General features: G+C 61.7%; 17 protein-coding genes and 1 pseudogene. 10 read left to right on the top strand and 8 right to left on the bottom strand.

The annotated features are described in order from the left end of the window. The first annotated feature begins 2 nt into the window (after window positions 1-2). Window positions 3-416 carry an IS200/IS605 family transposase gene (gene tnpA, locus KVY02_RS03715; RefSeq protein ID WP_081136200.1) on the top strand — a complete coding sequence of 138 codons (414 nt, stop codon included), beginning with the start codon at window positions 3-5 and terminating at the stop codon, window positions 414-416. Between the two features lie 69 nt (window positions 417-485). Here the strand turns inward: tnpA and KVY02_RS03710 are convergent, their stop codons facing one another. Together KVY02_RS03710 and KVY02_RS03705 are read right to left on the bottom strand one after the other, a co-directional pair. Continuing rightward, entirely contained in the window at window positions 486-1,316 is an 831-nt protein-coding gene (locus tag KVY02_RS03710) for an asparaginase (protein ID WP_256357559.1), read from the bottom strand. Window positions 1,317-1,320: 4 nt separating this feature from the next. Then, window positions 1,321-2,652: pseudogene (locus tag KVY02_RS03705) on the bottom strand (alanine/glycine:cation symporter family protein); the annotation flags it as partial. A gap of 325 nt (window positions 2,653-2,977) precedes the next feature. Here KVY02_RS03705 and KVY02_RS03700 point away from each other — a divergent pair. Together KVY02_RS03700 and KVY02_RS03695 are read left to right on the top strand one after the other, a co-directional pair. Next, window positions 2,978-3,187, top strand: a complete 210-nt coding sequence (locus KVY02_RS03700) for a type II toxin-antitoxin system VapB family antitoxin (RefSeq protein WP_016916256.1) — start codon at window positions 2,978-2,980, stop codon at window positions 3,185-3,187. Then, window positions 3,184-3,564, top strand: a complete 381-nt coding sequence (locus KVY02_RS03695) for a type II toxin-antitoxin system VapC family toxin (protein WP_016916255.1) — start codon at window positions 3,184-3,186, stop codon at window positions 3,562-3,564. The genes KVY02_RS03700 and KVY02_RS03695 overlap by 4 nt, the downstream gene beginning before the upstream one ends. A 224-nt stretch (window positions 3,565-3,788) precedes the next feature. On the opposite strand, the gene KVY02_RS03690 is transcribed toward KVY02_RS03695, so the two are convergent. The 3 genes from KVY02_RS03690 to KVY02_RS03680 form a co-directional block, all read right to left on the bottom strand. Then, window positions 3,789-5,981 (bottom strand): OsmC domain/YcaO domain-containing protein, encoded by a 2,193-nt coding sequence (locus KVY02_RS03690; RefSeq protein WP_218314418.1) that lies wholly within the window; start codon window positions 5,979-5,981, stop codon window positions 3,789-3,791. A gap of 108 nt (window positions 5,982-6,089) precedes the next feature. After that, a complete protein-coding gene (locus tag KVY02_RS03685; protein ID WP_218314417.1) occupies window positions 6,090-6,974 on the bottom strand; it encodes an alpha/beta fold hydrolase in 885 nt (294 codons plus the stop codon). Between the two features lie 30 nt (window positions 6,975-7,004). Next, a complete protein-coding gene (locus KVY02_RS03680; protein WP_218314416.1) occupies window positions 7,005-7,889 on the bottom strand; it encodes a LysR family transcriptional regulator in 885 nt (294 codons plus the stop codon). Between the two features lie 119 nt (window positions 7,890-8,008). Here KVY02_RS03680 and KVY02_RS03675 point away from each other — a divergent pair, with 119 nt between their 5' ends. Then, window positions 8,009-9,019 (top strand): zinc-binding alcohol dehydrogenase family protein, encoded by a 1,011-nt coding sequence (locus KVY02_RS03675; RefSeq protein WP_081192564.1) that lies wholly within the window; start codon window positions 8,009-8,011, stop codon window positions 9,017-9,019. A gap of 70 nt (window positions 9,020-9,089) precedes the next feature. Here the strand turns inward: KVY02_RS03675 and KVY02_RS18245 are convergent, their stop codons facing one another. Beyond that, window positions 9,090-9,260, bottom strand: coding sequence for a hypothetical protein (locus KVY02_RS18245; RefSeq protein WP_254893749.1), 171 nt, complete (start codon window positions 9,258-9,260; stop codon window positions 9,090-9,092). Between KVY02_RS18245 and KVY02_RS18505 the strand changes: the two genes are divergently transcribed. Both KVY02_RS18505 and KVY02_RS18500 read left to right on the top strand, forming a co-directional pair. Beyond that, window positions 9,207-9,494, top strand: coding sequence for a hypothetical protein (locus KVY02_RS18505; protein WP_371317416.1), 288 nt, complete (start codon window positions 9,207-9,209; stop codon window positions 9,492-9,494). The genes KVY02_RS18245 and KVY02_RS18505 overlap by 54 nt on opposite strands. After that, the gene (locus tag KVY02_RS18500; RefSeq protein WP_371317397.1) at window positions 9,491-9,670 is read left to right on the top strand and encodes a hypothetical protein; all 180 of its coding nucleotides are present in this window, start codon (window positions 9,491-9,493) and stop codon (window positions 9,668-9,670) included. Before KVY02_RS18505 ends, KVY02_RS18500 begins: the two co-directional genes overlap by 4 nt. 18 nt (window positions 9,671-9,688) lie before the next feature. Here KVY02_RS18500 and KVY02_RS03665 read toward each other — a convergent pair whose 3' ends face one another. Both KVY02_RS03665 and KVY02_RS03660 read right to left on the bottom strand, forming a co-directional pair. Next, the gene (locus tag KVY02_RS03665) at window positions 9,689-10,834 is read right to left on the bottom strand and encodes an RNA-guided endonuclease InsQ/TnpB family protein (RefSeq protein WP_016915207.1); all 1,146 of its coding nucleotides are present in this window, start codon (window positions 10,832-10,834) and stop codon (window positions 9,689-9,691) included. 269 nt (window positions 10,835-11,103) lie between these two features. Continuing rightward, window positions 11,104-11,706 (bottom strand): TetR/AcrR family transcriptional regulator, encoded by a 603-nt coding sequence (locus KVY02_RS03660; protein ID WP_218314414.1) that lies wholly within the window; start codon window positions 11,704-11,706, stop codon window positions 11,104-11,106. Window positions 11,707-11,897: 191 nt separating this feature from the next. On the opposite strand from KVY02_RS03660, the gene KVY02_RS03655 reads away from it, so the two are divergent. Genes KVY02_RS03655 through KVY02_RS03640 form a run of 4 tightly spaced genes read left to right on the top strand, consistent with a single transcriptional unit; the run spans window position 11,898 to window position 18,346 of the window. Then, a complete protein-coding gene (locus KVY02_RS03655) occupies window positions 11,898-13,103 on the top strand; it encodes an efflux RND transporter periplasmic adaptor subunit (RefSeq protein WP_016916250.1) in 1,206 nt (401 codons plus the stop codon). Continuing rightward, window positions 13,100-16,201 carry an efflux RND transporter permease subunit gene (locus KVY02_RS03650; RefSeq protein ID WP_218314412.1) on the top strand — a complete coding sequence of 1,034 codons (3,102 nt, stop codon included), beginning with the start codon at window positions 13,100-13,102 and terminating at the stop codon, window positions 16,199-16,201. Before KVY02_RS03655 ends, KVY02_RS03650 begins: the two co-directional genes overlap by 4 nt. Next, on the top strand, window positions 16,198-17,628 hold the full coding sequence (locus KVY02_RS03645) for an ATP-binding protein (protein WP_218314410.1): 1,431 nt from the start codon (window positions 16,198-16,200) through the stop codon (window positions 17,626-17,628). The genes KVY02_RS03650 and KVY02_RS03645 overlap by 4 nt, the downstream gene beginning before the upstream one ends. Window positions 17,629-17,641: 13 nt before the next feature. Continuing rightward, window positions 17,642-18,346 carry a response regulator gene (locus KVY02_RS03640; RefSeq protein ID WP_016916247.1) on the top strand — a complete coding sequence of 235 codons (705 nt, stop codon included), beginning with the start codon at window positions 17,642-17,644 and terminating at the stop codon, window positions 18,344-18,346. Window positions 18,347-18,377 lie beyond the last annotated feature (31 nt).

Raw genomic sequence — 18,377 nt, 5'->3', positions numbered from 1 at the left:
AAGTGAGTGTGCATGAAAGTTATCGGCGAGGGCGGCATAGCGTCACTCGGCTAGTCGTCCACCTTGTTTTTACGACGAAGTATCGGCGCAAAGTGTTCGACGGCTACATGATCGGGCAGCTCCGAGAGGCATTTGAATCAGCTTGCGAAAAACTCGACTGCCGCATCCTTGAGTTCGATGGTGAAGAAGACCATGTTCACCTGCTCGTGGAATATCCGCCAAGGCTGTCGATCAGTGTGCTGGTCAACAATTTGAAGTCCACGTCGTCCCGACGGGTGCGGTTCTTGAATGCCCATATTCCGCGCCTCAGCAAGAGCGCCGTGCTGTGGTCGAGATCGTATTTCGCTTGTAGCGCAGGCGGAGCCACTATCGAGACGCTCAAGGCTTATGTGCAGGGACAGAAGACACCAGAATAGGGCCGCTTGCGCGGCCCCCGCTTACCTCCCCGCCCGAGTGGGTGAGGGTTCACGCGGGTTTTTGCTGAATCAGCAAGCCCGTTCGCCACGCATCGCTGCGCTGAGTGCTTTGCGCAGCGCTGGCCCAGAAAGCCCACGGCCAAGCAGAACGGTGAGTTTGGCCACGGCGGCTTCCAGCGTGATGTCTCCTCCAGCGATCACGCCCGCCTGATTGAGCGCCGCCCCGGTGGCGTAGGCGCCTTGAATGACCTCCCCCTGAGCGCACTGCGTGACGTTGAGCAGCGCCACGCCCCGCTCATGGGCCGCTTTCAAGGCGTCGAGCAGTGCACCGTCAAAGCTGGGCGGGTTCCCCACGCCGTAGCTGTGTAGCACCACACCTTTCAGCGTGTCGTCTGCCAGTAGCGCTTTGGCGCGCGTTAGCGACATACCCGGGTACAGCGGCAGCACCGCTACCGCCTCGTCATCGAGTTCGATGGGAGCAAAGTTGGGCTCCCCGCTGAGCAGCGCCGAGGGCTGGGGAAAGGTGATGCCAATGCCGATCTCGGCAAGCCAGGGGAAGTTGGGAGAGTCGAAGGCATCCAGACCTTGAGTACGCACCTTGCGGGCGCGGTTACCGCGCAGCAGCCGGTCATGGAAGACCAGGCTCACTTCGCAGGGTGTGGCCGGATGAGCCGCCAGCTGTAGCGCGCTGACCACGTTGTTCAGCGCGTCGCTTCTGGGCTCACCCAGCGGAATTTGAGAGCCGGTGAAGATCACCGGCTTGTTCAAGGCCCCGAGCATGAACGACAGCGCCGACGCGCTGTAGGCCATGGTATCGGTGCCGTGCAGAATCACGAAGGCATCGTAGACCTGCCAGTGGGCTTCCAGCGCCGCGATCAGTCGATTCCACGCCTCGGGCATCAGCTCGGCGCTGTCGATCAAAGTCGTTCAGAATGCGCAGGCCGCACTTGAACAGCAGGATCAGCGCCACGAGGTTGACCACTGCCAAGAGGCCCATGGTCACATCGGCGAAGCCAAACACGGTGCCTAGATCGGTGGTCGCGCCCCAGCACACCAGCAGTACAATCGCCACCCGGAAGGCGTTGAACAGGTTCTGGTTGTCACGGCTGAAGAAGTTCAGGCTGTTTTCGCCCAGGTAGTAGTTGTAGAGGATGGTGCTGAAGGCAAACAGCAGCAGCGCCAGGCTCACGAAGGTGCGGCCCCACTCGCCCACGTGGTCTGCCAAGGCAGCCTGGGTGAGCGCGATACCTTCGACACCCGCCCCGGCGGCGGGGTCATACACGCCGCTGAGCAGAATCAGAAACGCCGTGGCCGAGCAGATGATCACCGTATCGATGAACACCGAGAACGCCTGCACGATGCCCTGGTTGGCCGGGTGTGGCACATACGCCACGGCAGCCACGTTGGGCGCACTGCCGAGGCCCGCTTCGTTGGAGAACAGGCCACGCTTCAAGCCCATCATGATGGCAGCGCCAATCCCACCACCCACCAGCGGCTCCAGGCCAAAGGCGCTCTTGACAATCAGGGCAATCACCGCGGGGATATCCCCCAGGTTCATGGCAATCACTAACAGCGCCACGGCGATATAGCCCACGGCCATGAAGGGCACCAGGAATTCGGAGATGCGAGCAATCCGCTTGATGCCGCCAAAGATGATCAGGCCCACCAGCATTGCCAGCGCAATACCGCTGTACAGCACCGGCACGCCGAAGGCGTCGCCAAACGAAGTGGCAACGGCATAGGATTGCAAGGCGGTAAAGGCAAAACCGAAGGTGAGTAACAGCAGTACCGAGTAGAACGCTGCCAGCCAGCGCCACTGCTTGCCCAGACCTTTGACGATGTAGTACGCCGGACCACCACGGTAGGTGCCGTCGCCTTCCGCCTGTTTGTAGGTTTGCGCCAGGGTGCACTCTAGAAAGCTGGTCGCCATACCCATCAAACCGACGATCCACATCCAGAAAATCGCCCCCGGGCCGCCCAGCGTAATCGCCACGGCCACGCCGGCGATGTTACCGCCGCCCACGCGCCCCGCTACCGACAGTACCAGCGCCTGAAACGAGCTCAAGTGGCCGTGCTGATTACGCTTGAAGGCTTGACCGGAACCCAGAATACGGAACATCTGACCAAAATAACGAAACTGTACGAAGCGGGAGGCAACGGTAAAACCGATACCAACGCCCACCAGTAAAACGAGCAGGACCTTCCCCCAGAGGAGGTCGTTGAGCATATCGAGCATGGGATAGTCTCCGCATTTTTATATTGGCGTTATGGTTGTGATCGCGTCTTTGTTTGCGATTGAGAGGCGCGGAGAGTGTTGTACCAAGCCAAACACGGGATGACGTTTGGCGCAGCGATGCAGTTGGTTGCACTCACTGCGCCAGTGGGTGCATCACAGTGCATCAGGCGTATACAGCCCCCGCGAGATGATGACCGCTAGAGAGAATGTACCGAGCAGTCATCTGATGATGTTACTGCGATGCCCACTTGTGAAGATGCACCGATTGACGTTAAATAACATCAATATCGATGCAAGCGAGTGCACGACCAGGCAGGAGTGAACGATGCGAACCACTGTTACCATTGACGATGAGCTCTACGAGCAGGCATTGGCGTTTGCCGAGCCGGGAATGGATAAACCGTCAGACCTCTTTCGCGAGGCCATGAAAACCTATGTCCGCGTGCAAGCCGGTCGACGCCTTGCAGCCCTGGGTGGGACTGCGCCAGAGATGCCCGACATACCCCGCCGTCGCGAGGCGCCTTCAACGCAATGAACGTGCTAGTCGACACATCGGTCTGGGTGGATCATTTCAGAAAACGAAACGATGCCCTGATCGGATTGATCGAAAAAGATCTTGTGCTCAACCACCCCATGGTTTTGGCTGAGCTTGCCTGCGGGACACCTCCCTCCCCGCGCACTCAAACGCTAAAGAGTGTTGCCCTCTTGCGGCCCTGTCATCAGGCTAGTTTGTCGGAGGTGATGGACTTCATCGAACGTGAAAAGCTCTATGGCCTGGGCTGCGGCTTAGTCGACATGTGCTTACTTGCCTCAACACTTATCACGCCCGATACGCAGTTATGGACGCTAGACAAGCGTCTCGCGGATATGGCGGACAAGTTCGCTGCGGCCTACCGGGTCGCGGTACATTGAGAGCTGATCACAATATCCGCTTGAGCTGCTTAATAAAATAGCCACCATCGATCAACATTGCTGCAGGCATGGCTTCTTTTCCTTCTTCAAACGAAAAACGCCCCAGGGGTCGGCTTATCCCGAGATATGTGGGAAAGCTTACTGCCCAGGGCGTGGATAACGCTTAGCTTACGGAGTGCTTAATACATCGCCAACCCCTACATCCGTAACATCATTACCACCGATTAGGGGCACGCAATGCCCGCGTTTGCCGCCCTGGCCGCGTGAAGCTTCTTATAGCTTTCGATCAGGCGCTGGTGGCGCTCCAGCCCCTCCAGCTGCATGTTGGTGGGGGTGAGGCCGTGGAAGCGCACGCTGCCGTCCACTGAGCCAACCACCGCCGCCATGGTGGCTTCGCCGAACATGCGCTGGAAGTTGGGCAGGTAGTCGTCCAACGCCAGCTCGTCGTCCAGGGCAATCTCCAGCACCGCGTTCACGGCTTGATAGAACAGGCCACGCTCGACGGTGTTGTCGTTGTACTGCAGGAACATCTGCACGCAGTCCAGCGCCTCTTCATGACGGCCAAGCGCCAGGTAGACCAGCAGCTTCAGCTCAAGAATGGTCAGTTGCCCCCACACGGTGTTCTCGTCGAACTCGATACCGATCAGCGTGATGATATCGACGTGGTCGTCCATCTGACTCTCTTCCAGCCGCTCGACCAGGTCGGTCAGCTGTGCGTCGTCCAGGCGGTGCAGGTTGAGGATATCTTCGCGGTAATCCAGCGCCTTGTTGGTGTTGTCCCAAATCAGGTCTTCGATGGGGTACACCTCGGAGTAGCCCGGCACCAGAATGCGGCACACCGGTGCGCCCAGGTCTTCGTGTACCGCCATGTACACTTCGGCCCCCAGCTCCTCGAAAATACCGAACAGGGTCTTGGCTTCTTCCTCGTTGCTGCCAGAGAAGTCCCACTCACTGAACTCGAAGTCGGGCTTGGCACTGAAGAAGCGCCAGGAGACCACGCCCACCGAATCGATGAAGTGCTCGACGAAGTTGTTCGGCTCAGAGACGGTTTGCGAGTTAAATGTCGGCAGCGGCAGGTCGTTAAAGCCTTCAAAGCTGCGCCCTTGAAGCAGCTCGGTCAGGCTGCGCTCCAGCGCCACTTCAAAGCTTGGGTGGGCACCAAAGGAGGCAAACACACCGCCGGTGCGCGGGTTCATCAGCGTGACACACATCACCGGGAACTGACCGCCCATAGAGGCATCTTTGACCAGCACCGGGAAGCCCTGGGCTTCCAGGGCGTTAATGCCCTCCACGATGCTCGGGTACTTGGCCAGCACCTCTTGCGGTACGTCGGGCAGGGTCAGCTCCTGTTCGAGGATCTCACGCTTCACTGCCCGCTCGAAAATCTCTGAAAGGCACTGTACCTGAGCCTCCACCAGCGTATTGCCGGCACTCATGCCGTTGCTGAGGAACAGGTTTTCGATCAGGTTGGAGGGGAAGTAGACCGTTTCGCCGTCGCTTTGGCGCACAAAGGGAAGCGAAACGATGCCCCGGTCTTCACGGCCCGAGTTGGTATCAATCAGGTTCGAGCCACCCAGCTCGCCTTCCGGGTTGTAAATCGCCAGGCAGTGCTCGTCGAGAATTTCGGCGGGCAGCTCGTCATTCGGCCCCGGCTTGAACCACTTCTCATTGGGGTAGTGCACGAATTCGCTGTTCGCGATCTCTTCGCCAAAGAACTGATCGTTGTAGAAGAAGTTGCAGCTCAAGCGTTCGATGAACTCGCCCAGCGCAGAGCACAGCGCGCTCTCTTTGGTCGCGCCTTTGCCGTTGGTAAAGCACATGGGCGAGGCCGCATCGCGGATATGCAGCGACCACACGTGAGGCACGATATTGCGCCAGGAGGCGATCTCGATCTTCATACCGAGGTTCGCCAGAATCGTGCTCATATTGGCGATGGTCTGCTCCAGCGGCAGGTCCTTGCCGGGGATAAAGGTGCTGCCGCCCTCGGGTGCCCCCATCAGCAGCGCCTGGGCGTCCTCGTCGATGTTCTCGACCACCTCGATCTGAAACTCGGGGCCGGTCTGGATGACCTTCTTCACCGTGCAGCGGTCGATGGAGCGCAGAATGCCTTCGCGATCTTTTTCCGAGATATCTTCCGGCAGCTCGACCTGAATCTTGAAGATCTGCTTGTAGCGGTTTTCCGGGTCGACGATGTTGTTTTGCGACAGGCGGATGTTTTCGGTGGGAATATTGCGCGCGTTGCAGTACACCTTGACGAAGTAGGCGGCACACATGGCCGACGACGCCAGGAAGTAATCAAACGGGCCAGGAGCCGAACCATCACCCTTGTAGCGAATCGGCTGGTCGGAAATGACCGTAAAATCGTCGAACCTGGACTCCAGGCGGAGGTTGTCGAGATAGTTAACTTTGATTTCCATAAGCGGGCGTCCGGAGTAATGAGTGAGCCTGAGCGCCAACGCATCAGGCGAATGGCGGCCATTATCCAGTTTTTTGCCCGCTTCGTCTTGGGCAGTCGCTTGAATCGCTCATGGCTGATGTAGCAAGAATGGTAGCGCCTCTTCCAGCAGCAGGTCAGGAATCTCTTCGGCGATATAGTGGCCGCAGGGCAGCGCCTTGCCCTCTACCTGCGTCGCTACCTTGCGCCATTCAGCCAAGGCATCGAAGCAGGCTTCAATCGCGCCTTGGGCACCCCACATCACGTTGATCGGGCAGGTGAGCTTCACACCCGCGTCGATATCCGCCTGATCGTGCTCTAAATCGATAGTCGCGCTGGCGCGGTAGTCGCCGCAGATGCCAGTGGCCGTGCCGGGAAGCGACAGGCAGCGCTCGTACTCTGCCAGCGCTTCCGGGGCGAACGGTGCCATACCTGCGCTGCGGGCGCCCATCACGCTTTTCAGATACTGCTCGGGGTCGGCTTGAATCAGCATTTCCGGCAGCGGCTGAGGGCGAATCAGAAAAAACCAGTGCCAGTAGCTGCGGGCAAAAGCCTCATTGGTGCCACGGTACATGGCCAGCGTAGGGGCGATATCTAACAGCACCATGCGCTCGATCCGATCGGCGTAATCAACGCCTAAACGATGCGCCACCCGCGCGCCGCGGTCGTGGGCCAGTACTTTAAACCGCTCAAAGCCCAGCGCGCTCATCAGTTCAGCCATATCGGCGGCCATGGTGCGCTTGGCGTAATTGAGATGCTCTGCGTCATCGTCCGGCTTGCCGCTGTCGCCGTAGCCGCGCAGGTCGGCGGCAATCACCGTGAAGTGCTGGGCAAGCGTAGCCGCCACTTTGTGCCAGATCATATGGGTCTGCGGGTGCCCGTGAAGCAGCAGCAACGCCGGGCCACTGCCCCCCTTGCGGTAGGCAATATCGACGCCGTTAACGCGGCGTGTCTGTTTTTCAAACCCTTCAAACATAACGAGCTCCTCGCGGATAGATGATGCTCTTCATTCGACGACTTCTTGTAACCGCTCGATCAGAAAGTCTTTCAGCGCGACCACGGCGGGCGTGAGCGACAGCCGATGCGGGCAGACGAGATACAGCGGCGCGGGCTCGGTAGGAAACGCAGCCAACAGCGCCACCAAGCGGCCTGCATCGAGGTCTGCCTGAACATCCAGGCGAGATTTATAGGCAACGCCCTCTCCCGCCAGCGCCCAGCGGCGCACGCACTCAGCATCGTCGCTCACCCGATTGCCCTGCACGCCGATACGCTCACTGCCGAACTGCCACTGGTCATGCACCCGCTCACCAAGATTGAAGCAGAGGCAGTTGTGCTGGCGTAGTTCATCTGGCGTGGCGGGCTCGCCGTGGCGCGCGATATAGCGAGGTGCGGCGCACACCACCCGTTGGTTATCACTTTTTAGCGGCAGGGCTACCAGGCTGGAATCCTCCGGCACGCCGTAACGCAGGGCAATCTCCACTGGCTGGCGAAACAGATCGCTCACCCGGTCGCTGACCCGAAGCCGCAGACGCAGCTGCGGATGCAGCGCCATAAAATGGTCCAGCCAGCCCAGCAGCACGTTGCGGCCCAGATCGGAAGGCATGGAGAGGCTGAGCTCTCCCGCGATCTCCTGGCGTTCGCGGTGCAGCTCTTTTTCCCCTTCGGCAAGGGCGCTCAATGCCGTTTTCGCATGCACTAAATAGTGCGCCCCGGCGGGTGTTAGCCGCAAGCTGCGGGTAGAGCGTACCAGTAGCCGCGTGCCCAACGCGTCTTCAAGGCGTTTGATCGCCACGCTAGCCACTGCCGGGGTAATCGCCAGCTCCCGCGCGGCGGCGGAAAGGCTGCCGTGCTCGGCGGCATAGACAAGCACGTTTAGGTCATCGGTACGCATGGAGCGATAGCGCCCTTATTTTCAAAAAAAATTGGAAACTGTTAGCTACATTAGCCCTCTTTTTCATAAAACGACACCCAGGCATGATATCGCCATTCATCATCGCTTGGAGAACGACCATGAAAGCATTCGCGTTTACCAAAAGCCTACCGATCGACCACCCAGACGCCCTGCACGCCGTCGAGCTGCCGCTGCCCACACCCGAGCCCCACGATATTCGTGTCGCGGTCAGCGCAGTTTCCGTCAACCCGGTAGATGCCAAGGTGCGCAAAAGCGCGCTGCCCGAAGGCGGCGAGCCGCGGGTGCTGGGTTACGACGCGGTGGGCGTGGTCGATGCCGTGGGCAGTGCAGTCACTCGCTTTCAGCCAGGTGACCGGGTGTGGTACGCAGGCAGCATTGCGCGCCAAGGCTCCAATGCCGAGTACCAACTGGTCGATGAGCGTATCGTCAGCCTGGCGCCGAAAAGTCTGTCTGACGTCCAGGCAGCGGCTCTCCCTCTCACCGCCATTACCGCCTGGGAGCTACTGTTTGACCGCCTGGAACTAGGCCTGCGCGACACCAAAGGCAAAACATTATTAGTGGTAGGTGCTGCCGGTGGCGTTGGCTCGATTCTGATTCAGCTGGCCAAGCAGCTCACCGATATCACCGTGATTGGGACGGCCTCACGCCCGGAAAGCCAAGCCTGGGTCACGTCGCTCGGCGCCGATGCGGTGATCGACCACCGCCAACCGCTGGATGAAGCGCTCAAAGCCGCAGGCTACGAGCAGGTGGATATGGTCATCAGCCTTAACCAAACCGATCACCACTTCGAGGCGATCATCAATGCCTTGAAGCCCCAGGGCAAATTGGCACTGATCGATGACCCGGAGCTGATCGACGTGCGTAAACTCAAGCTCAAGAGCCTGTCACTGCACTGGGAGCTGATGTTCACTCGGCCTTTGTTTACTACCGAGGACATTGCCAAGCAGCACGACCTATTGAGCGAAGTTGCCGCCATGGTGGATAGCGGCCGTTTGACCACGACGCTTGGCGAGGTACTTGGCCCCATCACTGCCGACAACCTGACGCGTGCCCACGCGCTGATCGAGAGCAACCGCACCGTAGGCAAGCTGGTGCTAGCGGGGTTTTAAGCACGCGCGCCGATCATTTCAAGCCCGCTTGAGGTATCAGCCGCTGCACTCTTGGGCGCAAGGCGGCACATTAGCCGCCACCGCCCAAGAGCCCCGAGTCACGCCCATGCACGATGAATTTGTGGCCAATTTGCGCCTGCTGTGCAGCTACTACCCGTCGATTGCCGATGTGCGCCGCCGCCTGCCGATGAACCGAGCGCAATTCAACCGCTACTTGAGCGGGCGCTACTACCCCAGTCATGCGGCGCTCCAACGAATATGCCATTTTCTTGGCGTCACCGCAGACGACATTGCCCTCCCCCACCAGGATTTTCGCGCCCTGGTCATATCATGCGTACGCTGGTCTGTCTGGAGGAGCGCGACGGCGGCGTGGTGTATCAGCGCACCGAACGCATGCCGGTGGCCCCCGGCAAACGCCCCTGCCATAACCGCTATGTGGGGGCGGCAGTCAAACTCGCGGACCGGCTGTTCTTGATCGACCACGAAACTCTGAACGGTCACGAGATCACCCAGACCATTCTGTTTCCCAGCTTTCAAAGCCAGGTAACGCGATTGACGGGGCTGAAGATGGGCGTGGCAGACAACAGCGAGCGCATGCCCTGCTGTGTGAGAGTGGTGTATCAGCGGCTGGTTGACTGCTCCTCGCCCTGAAGGACGAGGATTCCCAATTCAACGAGAATCGGACACGGAGACTGGCTCCATGCCGCTTACATTCTCTCCAAGGGCTAACACCGCCAGCCCGGCGGCTTTAATGTTAAGCGCGGCATTGATGTCGCGGTCGTTATCGGCGGCGCACTCGGGGCACGTCCAGGTCCGAACCTGCAACGGCATCTCGGGCATCACATGCCCGCAGCCAGAACAGCGTTTGCTGGAGGGATACCACTGGTCGATGGCCGACAGTTGCCGGCCCGCCCAGTCGGCCTTGTACGCCAGCTGCCGGACGAATTCGCCCCAGCCCGCATCGCTGATCGACTTGGCCAGCGAGCGATTGCGCAGCATGTTCTTCACCTTGAGGGACTCGACGCAGATCACTTGGTTCTCGTTGACGATCTGGCGGGATAACTTGTGCAAGTTGTCCATCCGGCAATCGGAGATCCTGGCGTGAAGGCGGGCGACTTTCTGCCTGGCCTTGGCACGGTTCTTCGAGCCGCGCTGCTTCTTACTCAGCCGACGCTGTGCCCTGGCCAGCCGGGTCGCGTATTTCGCCGTATGGCGGGGATTGCCGATTCGATGCCCGTCGCTGGTGACGAACAGGTCTTTCAGGCCGAGGTCGATGCCCACCATTTTCGGGGTCACGGGCAGCGTCTCGGGCGAGAACTCGCAGAGGCAGCTGACGAAGTAGCGCCCTGCGGCGTCCTTGGACACGGTGACGGTGGTCGGTTCGCTGGGCAATTCACGGCTCCAGCGGATCGCCAGCGGTTCCTTGCACTTGGCAAGAAACAACTCGCCGTCGCGGTACTTGAAGGCCGAGCGAGTGAACTCCGCCGACTGGCGGTGCCGCTTGCTCTTAAAGCTCGGGTACCTGGCCCGGCCCTCGAAGAAGTTCTTGAAGGCCGTCTGCTGGTGGCGAAGGCACTGTTGAAGCGGGACCGAGCTGACCTCGTTGAGAAACGCGGTATCGTCAGCCTTCTTCATGCGCGACAACTCGGCGTTCGCCGCTACGTAGCCGACCTTTTCCTTGCGCGCGTAGAACGCATCGGTGCGATAGCGAAGCACTGCGTTGTAGACGAAGCGCACACACCCAAACGTCCGAGCCAGGAGCTGTTCCTGCTCAGGCGTCGGGTAGAAGCGGTATTTGTAGGCGCGTTTCGTCATGCCTCACAAAATATGCCATTAGCTGTAAGATGGCAACCACCAGAGAGGGAGGCAGCGAGAACAGGGTCGTCCTGACGGACGACGCGCTATCCCTCCCCGCACTAGAAGTGCGGGGTTTCTCGCGCAAAGACTGATGAACAGACCAGCCTGCGCGAAGCGCTCGCCCAGTGCGGGCTACTGGCACTGGACGACCCATCCCTGGATGCGGCGCTACTGGCCGCCATTCAGAACGATATCGCCGCAGGGGAGTACCATTTTCGTGCGCGCCATTAACGTGGCGGTGGCGTCGCAGTCGTCAGCACATGGGAAAACAGAATGGCTTCGAACTGCTCCATGGGAGCCAGCGACTTGAGCGTCTTGGCGCGCAGGATGGCACCTTCCCACCCCGAGAGAATGAAGCTGGCCAGCGTGTCAGGTGACAACCCTTCCGGCACGCTGCCTTCTGCCTGCGCCTGGCTCAAGCACGTGACCAGGCGTTTTTCCCAGCGCTGGAAGACCACGCTGAGGGCATCGCGGAAGGTATCGTTCTGGCCCGCCAGCTCCTGCCCCAGGTTGCCGATCAGGCAGCCCGTGGAGTGGTCACAGTCGAGCATATGCGCCCGGCCTGCCGCGAAGTAGCGACGCAGGCGTTCGAGAGGTGGCACGGCCGAATCTCCCATCAAGGTGGCCAGATTGGCATCGTATTGGCTGGCAAACCGCTCGATCACCGCCAGACCAAAGTCCTCTTTACTGGCAAAATAGTGGTAAAACGAACCCTTGGGTACACCGCAGGTTTTTAGAACGGCATTGATACCCGTGGCGTTATAGCCCTGCTGGGCAATCAGCTCAGCGCCGGTATCAATCAACTTATCGCGCGTGGCGGTGTTTTTCATAGCGTCATGCAGACCAGGAAGTCTATGGTTTTTCACGTCAATGATGACAGGTATCGGAAACCGCGTCAGCGTTTGGGTTGCACGCTATTTGCACAATGCTTGCCTAATCGCTGCGTAGGAATCGGTGATGCTAGCATGATCTTGCCACTTCTCGGGCATTTTTGCCTTCAGCCAATGGATACCCCCCGGCCATGACTCCACCTCGCTCTTTTGCCTCCTCACAGCAAGGCCGCCTGGGCCTGGGTGCCCTGGCCGCCTTGCTGGTACTGGCAGGCGGCCTTGCCGTGGCCTGGTGGATCATCAGCCAGCCACCCAGGGTAGAGCGCAGGCCACCGCCACCGCCCGTGCCCCCGGTGGTCGACGTGATGACCGTCGAACAGCGCCAACAGTCGCCTACCCTGAGTGGCTTTGGCCGTGTCGAAGCGGAACAGTCGACGCTGCTGGCCAGCCGCGTGGCCGGGCAGCTTGAACGTTTTGCCGAAGGCGTACTGCCCGGCCGTGTGGTCGAGCAGGGAGCACCGGTGGCTTACATCGACCAGGCCGACCTGCAGCTGGCACTGGAGGATGCCCAGGCTCAACTGGCAAACGCCGAAGCCCAGCTGGCCCTGGAACAGGCCGAACAGCAGCGCGCCCGCAGTGAGTACGAGTCGTTCGGCAGGCAGCTCAGCGCCGAACGGCGTGCGCTGGTGCTGCGTGAACCCCAGCTGCGCCAGGCCCAGGCGCAGCTGACCCAGGCGCGCGTAGTCCGCGACCAGGCGGCGCTAAACCTGGAACGAGCCACCCTCACGGCGCCCTGGCGCGCCATGGTTCAGGAGCGCCTGGTGGGGGCTGGCAGCCTGCTGAGCCAAAGCACCGAAGTGCTCAGCCTGGTGGGTGTCGAGCAGTTCTGGGTACGCGCGTCGCTGCCCGGCGATACGTTGGCCTGGCTGGAGAGTGGCGGTCGCGTCACGCTCACCAGCCAAGGCTGGCCCGATCAGGCCGAACGGGAGGGCGAGCTGCTCTCCGTGCTGCCCAACCTGGAAGAGAACGGCTTGCAGGCCCAGCTGCTGATTGCCGTGAACGACCCATTGGCCCTGAATCATGAGGGTCCCGCCCTACGGCTGGGCGACGTCATGCGGCTCACCTTCCACACCCGGGCCCAGGAGCCACTGATCAGGCTACCCTCTGCCGCGCTTCGCCCCGGCGAGCAGGTCTGGTGGGTGGACGACGACAACCGCTTGCGCAGTACCCGCGTCACTCTCGCTTATCGCGGCCAGGATGACGTACTGATCCGGGAGGGCCTGGAAGCGGGCCAGCGCGTGGTCGTTGCAGGCCTGGCGCAGCCCCGCGAGGGGCAGGAAGTTCGCCTGCGCCAACGCGGCGACACCCCGGCACGTGATCAGGAGAGCGCTCAATGATGCGTAAAGGCCCGTTGGCGTGGATGGTGGATCACGGCGTTGCCCCCAACTTGATGATGGTGCTGTTCATCGTGGGCGGCCTGATGGCCTCGATGGCCATCAAGAAAGAGGTCTTTCCGGAGTTCGAAACGGAAATCGTCCAGGTCTCCATCAGCTACCCAGGCGCCACCCCGGAAGATATCGAGCAAAGCCTGCTGCTGCCCATGGAAGCCGCCATCGCCAACGTGGAAGGCATCGACGAGATGACCGCCAGCGCCAGCGAAGGCAGCGGCGTGGTCAGCGCAACGCTGATCGACGGCGTGGATGTGATGCGCGCCTACCAGGACATTCAACAAGCCGTGAATGCCATTACCACCCTGCCCGCCGCTGCCGACCCACCCCGCATTACATTGGCAGGCCGCTCGCGCAGCGTCGTCAGCCTGCAGGTGTACGGCAGGGTGGGCCAGGAAGCCCTGCACGACGCCGCCGAGAACGTGCGGGCCGAGTTACAGGCCACCAGCGGCATCTCCCGGGCGGAGCTCTCCGGCAACCGGGACCGGGAAATCCAGGTGCACCTGGACGATGAAGCCATCGAGCGCTACGGGCTCGATCATCAGCAGTTGGCCAGCCGCATCGCCGCCGAAGCACTGGACCTGGCCAGCGGCCAGTTGACCACCGCCGAGGGAGAATGGCTGATCCGCTACCAAGGGCGCCGCAATAGCGCCGAAGAGTTCGCCGAGCTGCCCATTCTGACCACGGCCCAGGGCTCGCCGGTGCTGCTGCGTGACATTGCCCAGGTCAGTGAAGGCTTTGCCGAAACCGACCGAGAGGAGTTCTACAACGGCCAGCCGGGCATCTCGGTGGATGTGTACCAGATTGGCGGCCAAACCCCGACCAGCATTTCCAACGCGGTTCGCGGCGAGCTGGAACGGCTGCGCGCCAACCTGCCCGACGGCGTGAGCCTGGACATCGCCCGGGACAGCTCGGAAGTCTACGAAGACCGGCTCGGCCTGCTGCTCAAGAACGCCTGGATGGGCCTGGCGCTGGTGCTGGTGCTGATGGCGCTGTTTCTCGAAGCGCGACTGGCGTTCTGGGTGACGCTGGGCATTCCCACGGCGTTTCTCGGGGCCATGCTGTTCCTGCCCTGGATAGGCGTCTCGCTCAACATGATGTCGATGTTCGCATTCATCATTGCGCTGGGCATCGTCGTCGATGACGCCATCATGGTGGGCGAGAACATCTACAGCTATCGCGAAGAGGGTTACTCGTTCCGCGATGCGGCGGTCAAGGGCGCCCAGGAAATTGCCACGCCGCTCACCTTTGCGATCCTCTCGAACATCGTGGCCTTTCTGCCCCTGCTGTTCCTGCCCGGTTTTTTGGGGCTGATCTTTGCCACGGTGCCGGTCGTGGTGATCACGGTCTTCGTGATCTCGCTGGTGGAAGCGCTGCTGATCCTGCCCGCGCACCTGGCCCACGCCAACAAGCCGAGGCAAACGCCAGCCTGGCAGCGCCCTCTGGAGGCCGTGCGGCTACGCATGCAGCAGGGGCTGCATCATTTCACCTACCGGCGCTTCGAGCCCTTTCTGCAGGGTGCACTGAACCAGCGCCTGCTGACCGTCTCGCTGGGCGTGGCGCTGCTGGCGATCACCTTAGCATGGGCCATGAGCGGCCGATTGGGCTTCTCGCTGATGCCCCGGGTGGAATCCGACCAGGTGCAGGCCAGCGTCACCCTGCCGATTGGCAGCCACATCAGCGTCAGCCGCGAATTGAGCCAGCAATTGCTGGACGCCGCCACGGCCCTGAGCGAGCGTGAAGAGGGGTTGAACTTCACCAGCACCCGTAGCCGTCTGGATGGCGAAAGCCTCTCCGTACGCCTCGACATCGCTTCGGAAAGCCTGGAGAGCTGGCCACCCTCACGCATTGCCCGCGAGTGGCGTGAACTGACCGGCGACCTGCTGGGCGCGCAATCGGTCCGCTTCGAATCCGACTTTGGCGGCCCCGGCAGCGGCGCCGCGCTGAGCCTGCGGCTTTCTCACCCCAACACCCAGGTGCTGGAGGCAGCCGCCACACGATTGGCCGAACAGCTGGCAGAGTACGGGCTGACGGACATCGACAGCGGCCTGGGTGACGGCAAGCCACAGCTGGAAATGCGCCTGTCGGCCGAAGGCCGCTCGCTGGGGCTGACCGGCAGTGACCTGGCACAGGCACTGCGTGGCCCGCTGCAAGGCGCCACCGCCGTCGAGCAGTTCATCGGCCGCCGAGAGGTCAGCGTCGAAGTGCGTTTACCGGAAGCCTCTCGCGATAGTCTCAGTGAGCTGTACCGGCTTCCCGTGCGCACCCCCGAGGGGCTCAGCGTGCCGCTGTCGCGGGTGGCCGACATCACCCTCAGCCAGGCGTCCAGCAGCCTGCAACGCATCAACGGCCGGCGCATCATCACCGTCACCGCCGACTCCGAGGGCGACCAGGCCATCAATCAGGTGCTTGCCACCTTGCAGGAGGATGTCTTCCCCACCCTCAGCAATACCTGGCCGGGCCTCGAAGTCAGCATGGGTGGCCGCCAGCAGGATACCGCCGACAACCTGGCCACGCTGCGCAAGGCCATGTGGCTGATGATTGCGGCACTCTATGCCCTGCTGGCGATTCCCTTCCGAAGCTACTTGCAGCCGCTGCTGGTGATGGCCGCCATTCCGTTTGGTATCGTGGGTGCCATCGGGGGACATATGCTGATGGGTTTTGGCTTGTCGATCATCAGCCTGCTGGGCATGCTGGCGCTGTCCGGCGTGGTCATCAACGATGCCCTGGTGCTGATCGACTACGCCAACCGCAAGCGGCGCGAAGGCATGGCGCCTCGGGAAGCCATCGTGGCCGCCGCCACACGCCGATTGCGGCCAATCATGATGACCACACTGACGACCTTCCTGGGGCTGGCACCGATGATTCTGGAAACCTCGCGACAGGCACGCTTCATGATTCCCATGGCCATCTCTCTGGGTTTTGGCATGCTATTCGCCACGGTCATTCTGTTGGTTCTGGTGCCCTGCCTCTATCTCAGCCTGGAGAATCTGCGCGAACGCCTCAGCGCACCGCCCCCTCCCGAACCCGAGAGGGCTAACCCATGAAGGCGTTACATAGCCTGCGCCAGTGGCGCCCTTCGCGGCTGGGCATGAAGCTGTTCGCGGCCATCCTGAGCGTCAATGTGGCCATTGCCGCCAGCGTATTTCTGGCGGTCACCTACAGTATCGACCGCGGCTTTCTCGACTACCTGAACCAGGCCCAGGAGCGCCGTGCCACGCTGCTGGCCGACGGCCTCATTACCCGTTGGGAAACTCAGAACAGCTGGGCGTGGCTGGAAGAGGCCCCCGACCGCTGGCCCTACATCGTGCGCTTCGAGCTGGGCCAGGAGCATCGTGATCGGCCATCCCCCCTGGGGGAAGCGCAGGATTTCGCTCTGCAGGGTGCCGATGGCCGTTCCATTATCCCCCCCGGCGGCACCCCGCGGGGCTCCCGCAACTGGCACTGGATGACCCTCTACAGCGACCTGGCGCCCAATGGCCAGCGCGAGGCCATTGGTGCCCTCGGTTTTCGCCCACCCCGGGAGATGATGGAGCGCATGGAGAGCCGCTTTCTGGAGCGCCAGCAGCGTAACCTGATCCTGATCGTGATCTCGCTGGGCATTGCCTCCCTGCTGCTGGCCGGCGGGCTCTCCTGGTGGCTGGGCCGACGCACGCGGGCGCTGGCCGGTGCCACCCTGCGGCTCACCGAAGGCGACTACCATACCCGCTTGCCCGAACGCGGCCGCGATGAGCTGTCTCGCCTGGCCCGGGATTTCAACGTGCTGGCGGCCACCCTGGAAGCCAGCCGCGAGGCCCGGGCACGCTGGGTGTCGGACACGGCCCATGAGCTGCGCACGCCGCTGGCCGTACTGCGCGGTGAAATCGAAGCCATGCAGGATGGTATTCGCCCGCTGAATCAGGAAAACCTGAGCTCGCTGGCCCAGGAAGTGGCTCAGCTGGAGCGCCTGGTCTCCGACTTGCGGCTGCTCTCGCAAAGCGATGCGGGAGCGCTGGACATCCAGCTGGCCCCGCTGAACCTGAGCGACAGTCTGGGCAGCCGCCTGACCGACGCCGACCGCTGGCTGGAGCAGAGCGGCCTGAGCCTGACCTGCCAGCTGGAAGAGGACATCATGATTCGCGGCGATGCCCAACGCCTGCGCCAGCTGTGGAACAATCTGCTGGACAATAGCTGTGCCTATACGCAATCGCCCGGGGCGCTGCGCGTCACGCTCGGCTGCGAGCGCGGTCAGGCCGTCATCGTCTGGCAGGACAGCTCCCCCGGTGTCCCCGACAGCGAGCTGGGGCGGCTCACCGAGCGCCTGTATCGGGTCGAGGGCTCGCGTAACCGTGCCAGCGGCGGTAGCGGCCTGGGCCTGTCGATTGCCAGCGCTTTGGTGAGTGCTCACGGAGGCACCATGGAAGCCAGCGCCTCGACATTGGGCGGGCTGGCCTGGACACTGCGCTTTCCGCTGATTTCTTCTGACCCTTACTGAATGCGAGTTGACCATGACCCAGGAAGCATCCCTGCTGATCGTCGAAGACGAACCCAAAATTGCCAGGCTCATGGCGGACTACCTTGGCAGCCATAACTTTGCCCCCACCATCATCGGCCATGGCAGCGATGTGATGCCCTGGCTCACCCAGCACTCCCCAGCGCTGGTACTGCTGGACGTCATGCTGCCCGGCAAGGATGGCCTCACCCTGTGCCGGGAAATACGCCAGCAGTGGCCGCTGCTGCCCATCATCATGGTGACGGCCAAGGTCGAGGAAGTGGACCGGCTGCTGGGTCTGGAGCTGGGCGCCGATGACTACATCTGCAAGCCGTTCAGCCCCCGCGAGGTGGTGGCCAGGGTCAAGGCCGTGCTGCGCCGCAGCCAAGCCATTGCCGAGGCCACCGGCCACACCCCGACCACACGGCAAGCGCCGGTCACCCTGGATGAAGAGGGCTGGCAGGCCCTCGTCAATGGCCAGGACCTGGGGCTCACCGCCGTGGAGTTTCAGCTATTACGCGTTATGATGCAGTCGCCGGGGCGTATTTTCAGCCGCGAGCAGTTGATGGACCACATGTATCGCGACAACCGCATCGTGTCCGAACGTACCGTCGACAGCCATATCAAGAAGCTGCGCAAAAAGATCACCGAAGCCCTGCCCGAGCAGGAAATCATTCGCTCGGTGTATGGTGTGGGTTACAAATATCAGCCCGAAGGGTAAGCCTGGCAGGTCGACAGGCGCACTTGGGCAC

The organism is Halomonas sp. 18071143 (genome assembly GCF_019211725.1).
GTDB lineage: Bacteria > Pseudomonadota > Gammaproteobacteria > Pseudomonadales > Halomonadaceae > Vreelandella > Vreelandella stevensii.
This window is presented reverse-complemented; position numbering and strand designations above follow the sequence as displayed.

Bases quoted from the DNA above. Each gene is read 5' to 3' on its own strand.
- KVY02_RS03710 (WP_256357559.1), bottom strand. From the start codon at position 1,316: ATGCCCGAGGCGTGGAATCGACTGATCGCGGCGCTGGAAGCCCACTGG.
- KVY02_RS03700 (WP_016916256.1), top strand. From the start codon at position 2,978: ATGCGAACCACTGTTACCATTGACGATGAGCTCTACGAGCAGGCATTG.
- KVY02_RS03695 (WP_016916255.1), top strand. From the start codon at position 3,184: ATGAACGTGCTAGTCGACACATCGGTCTGGGTGGATCATTTCAGAAAA.
- KVY02_RS03690 (WP_218314418.1), bottom strand. From the start codon at position 5,981: ATGGAAATCAAAGTTAACTATCTCGACAACCTCCGCCTGGAGTCCAGG.
- KVY02_RS03685 (WP_218314417.1), bottom strand. From the start codon at position 6,974: ATGTTTGAAGGGTTTGAAAAACAGACACGCCGCGTTAACGGCGTCGAT.
- KVY02_RS03680 (WP_218314416.1), bottom strand. From the start codon at position 7,889: ATGCGTACCGATGACCTAAACGTGCTTGTCTATGCCGCCGAGCACGGC.
- KVY02_RS03675 (WP_081192564.1), top strand. From the start codon at position 8,009: ATGAAAGCATTCGCGTTTACCAAAAGCCTACCGATCGACCACCCAGAC.
- KVY02_RS18505 (WP_371317416.1), top strand. From the start codon at position 9,207: ATGAACCGAGCGCAATTCAACCGCTACTTGAGCGGGCGCTACTACCCC.
- KVY02_RS18245 (WP_254893749.1), bottom strand. From the start codon at position 9,260: ATGACTGGGGTAGTAGCGCCCGCTCAAGTAGCGGTTGAATTGCGCTCG.
- KVY02_RS03665 (WP_016915207.1), bottom strand. From the start codon at position 10,834: ATGACGAAACGCGCCTACAAATACCGCTTCTACCCGACGCCTGAGCAG.
- KVY02_RS03660 (WP_218314414.1), bottom strand. From the start codon at position 11,706: ATGAAAAACACCGCCACGCGCGATAAGTTGATTGATACCGGCGCTGAG.
- KVY02_RS03655 (WP_016916250.1), top strand. From the start codon at position 11,898: ATGACTCCACCTCGCTCTTTTGCCTCCTCACAGCAAGGCCGCCTGGGC.
- KVY02_RS03650 (WP_218314412.1), top strand. From the start codon at position 13,100: ATGATGCGTAAAGGCCCGTTGGCGTGGATGGTGGATCACGGCGTTGCC.
- KVY02_RS03645 (WP_218314410.1), top strand. From the start codon at position 16,198: ATGAAGGCGTTACATAGCCTGCGCCAGTGGCGCCCTTCGCGGCTGGGC.
- KVY02_RS03640 (WP_016916247.1), top strand. From the start codon at position 17,642: ATGACCCAGGAAGCATCCCTGCTGATCGTCGAAGACGAACCCAAAATT.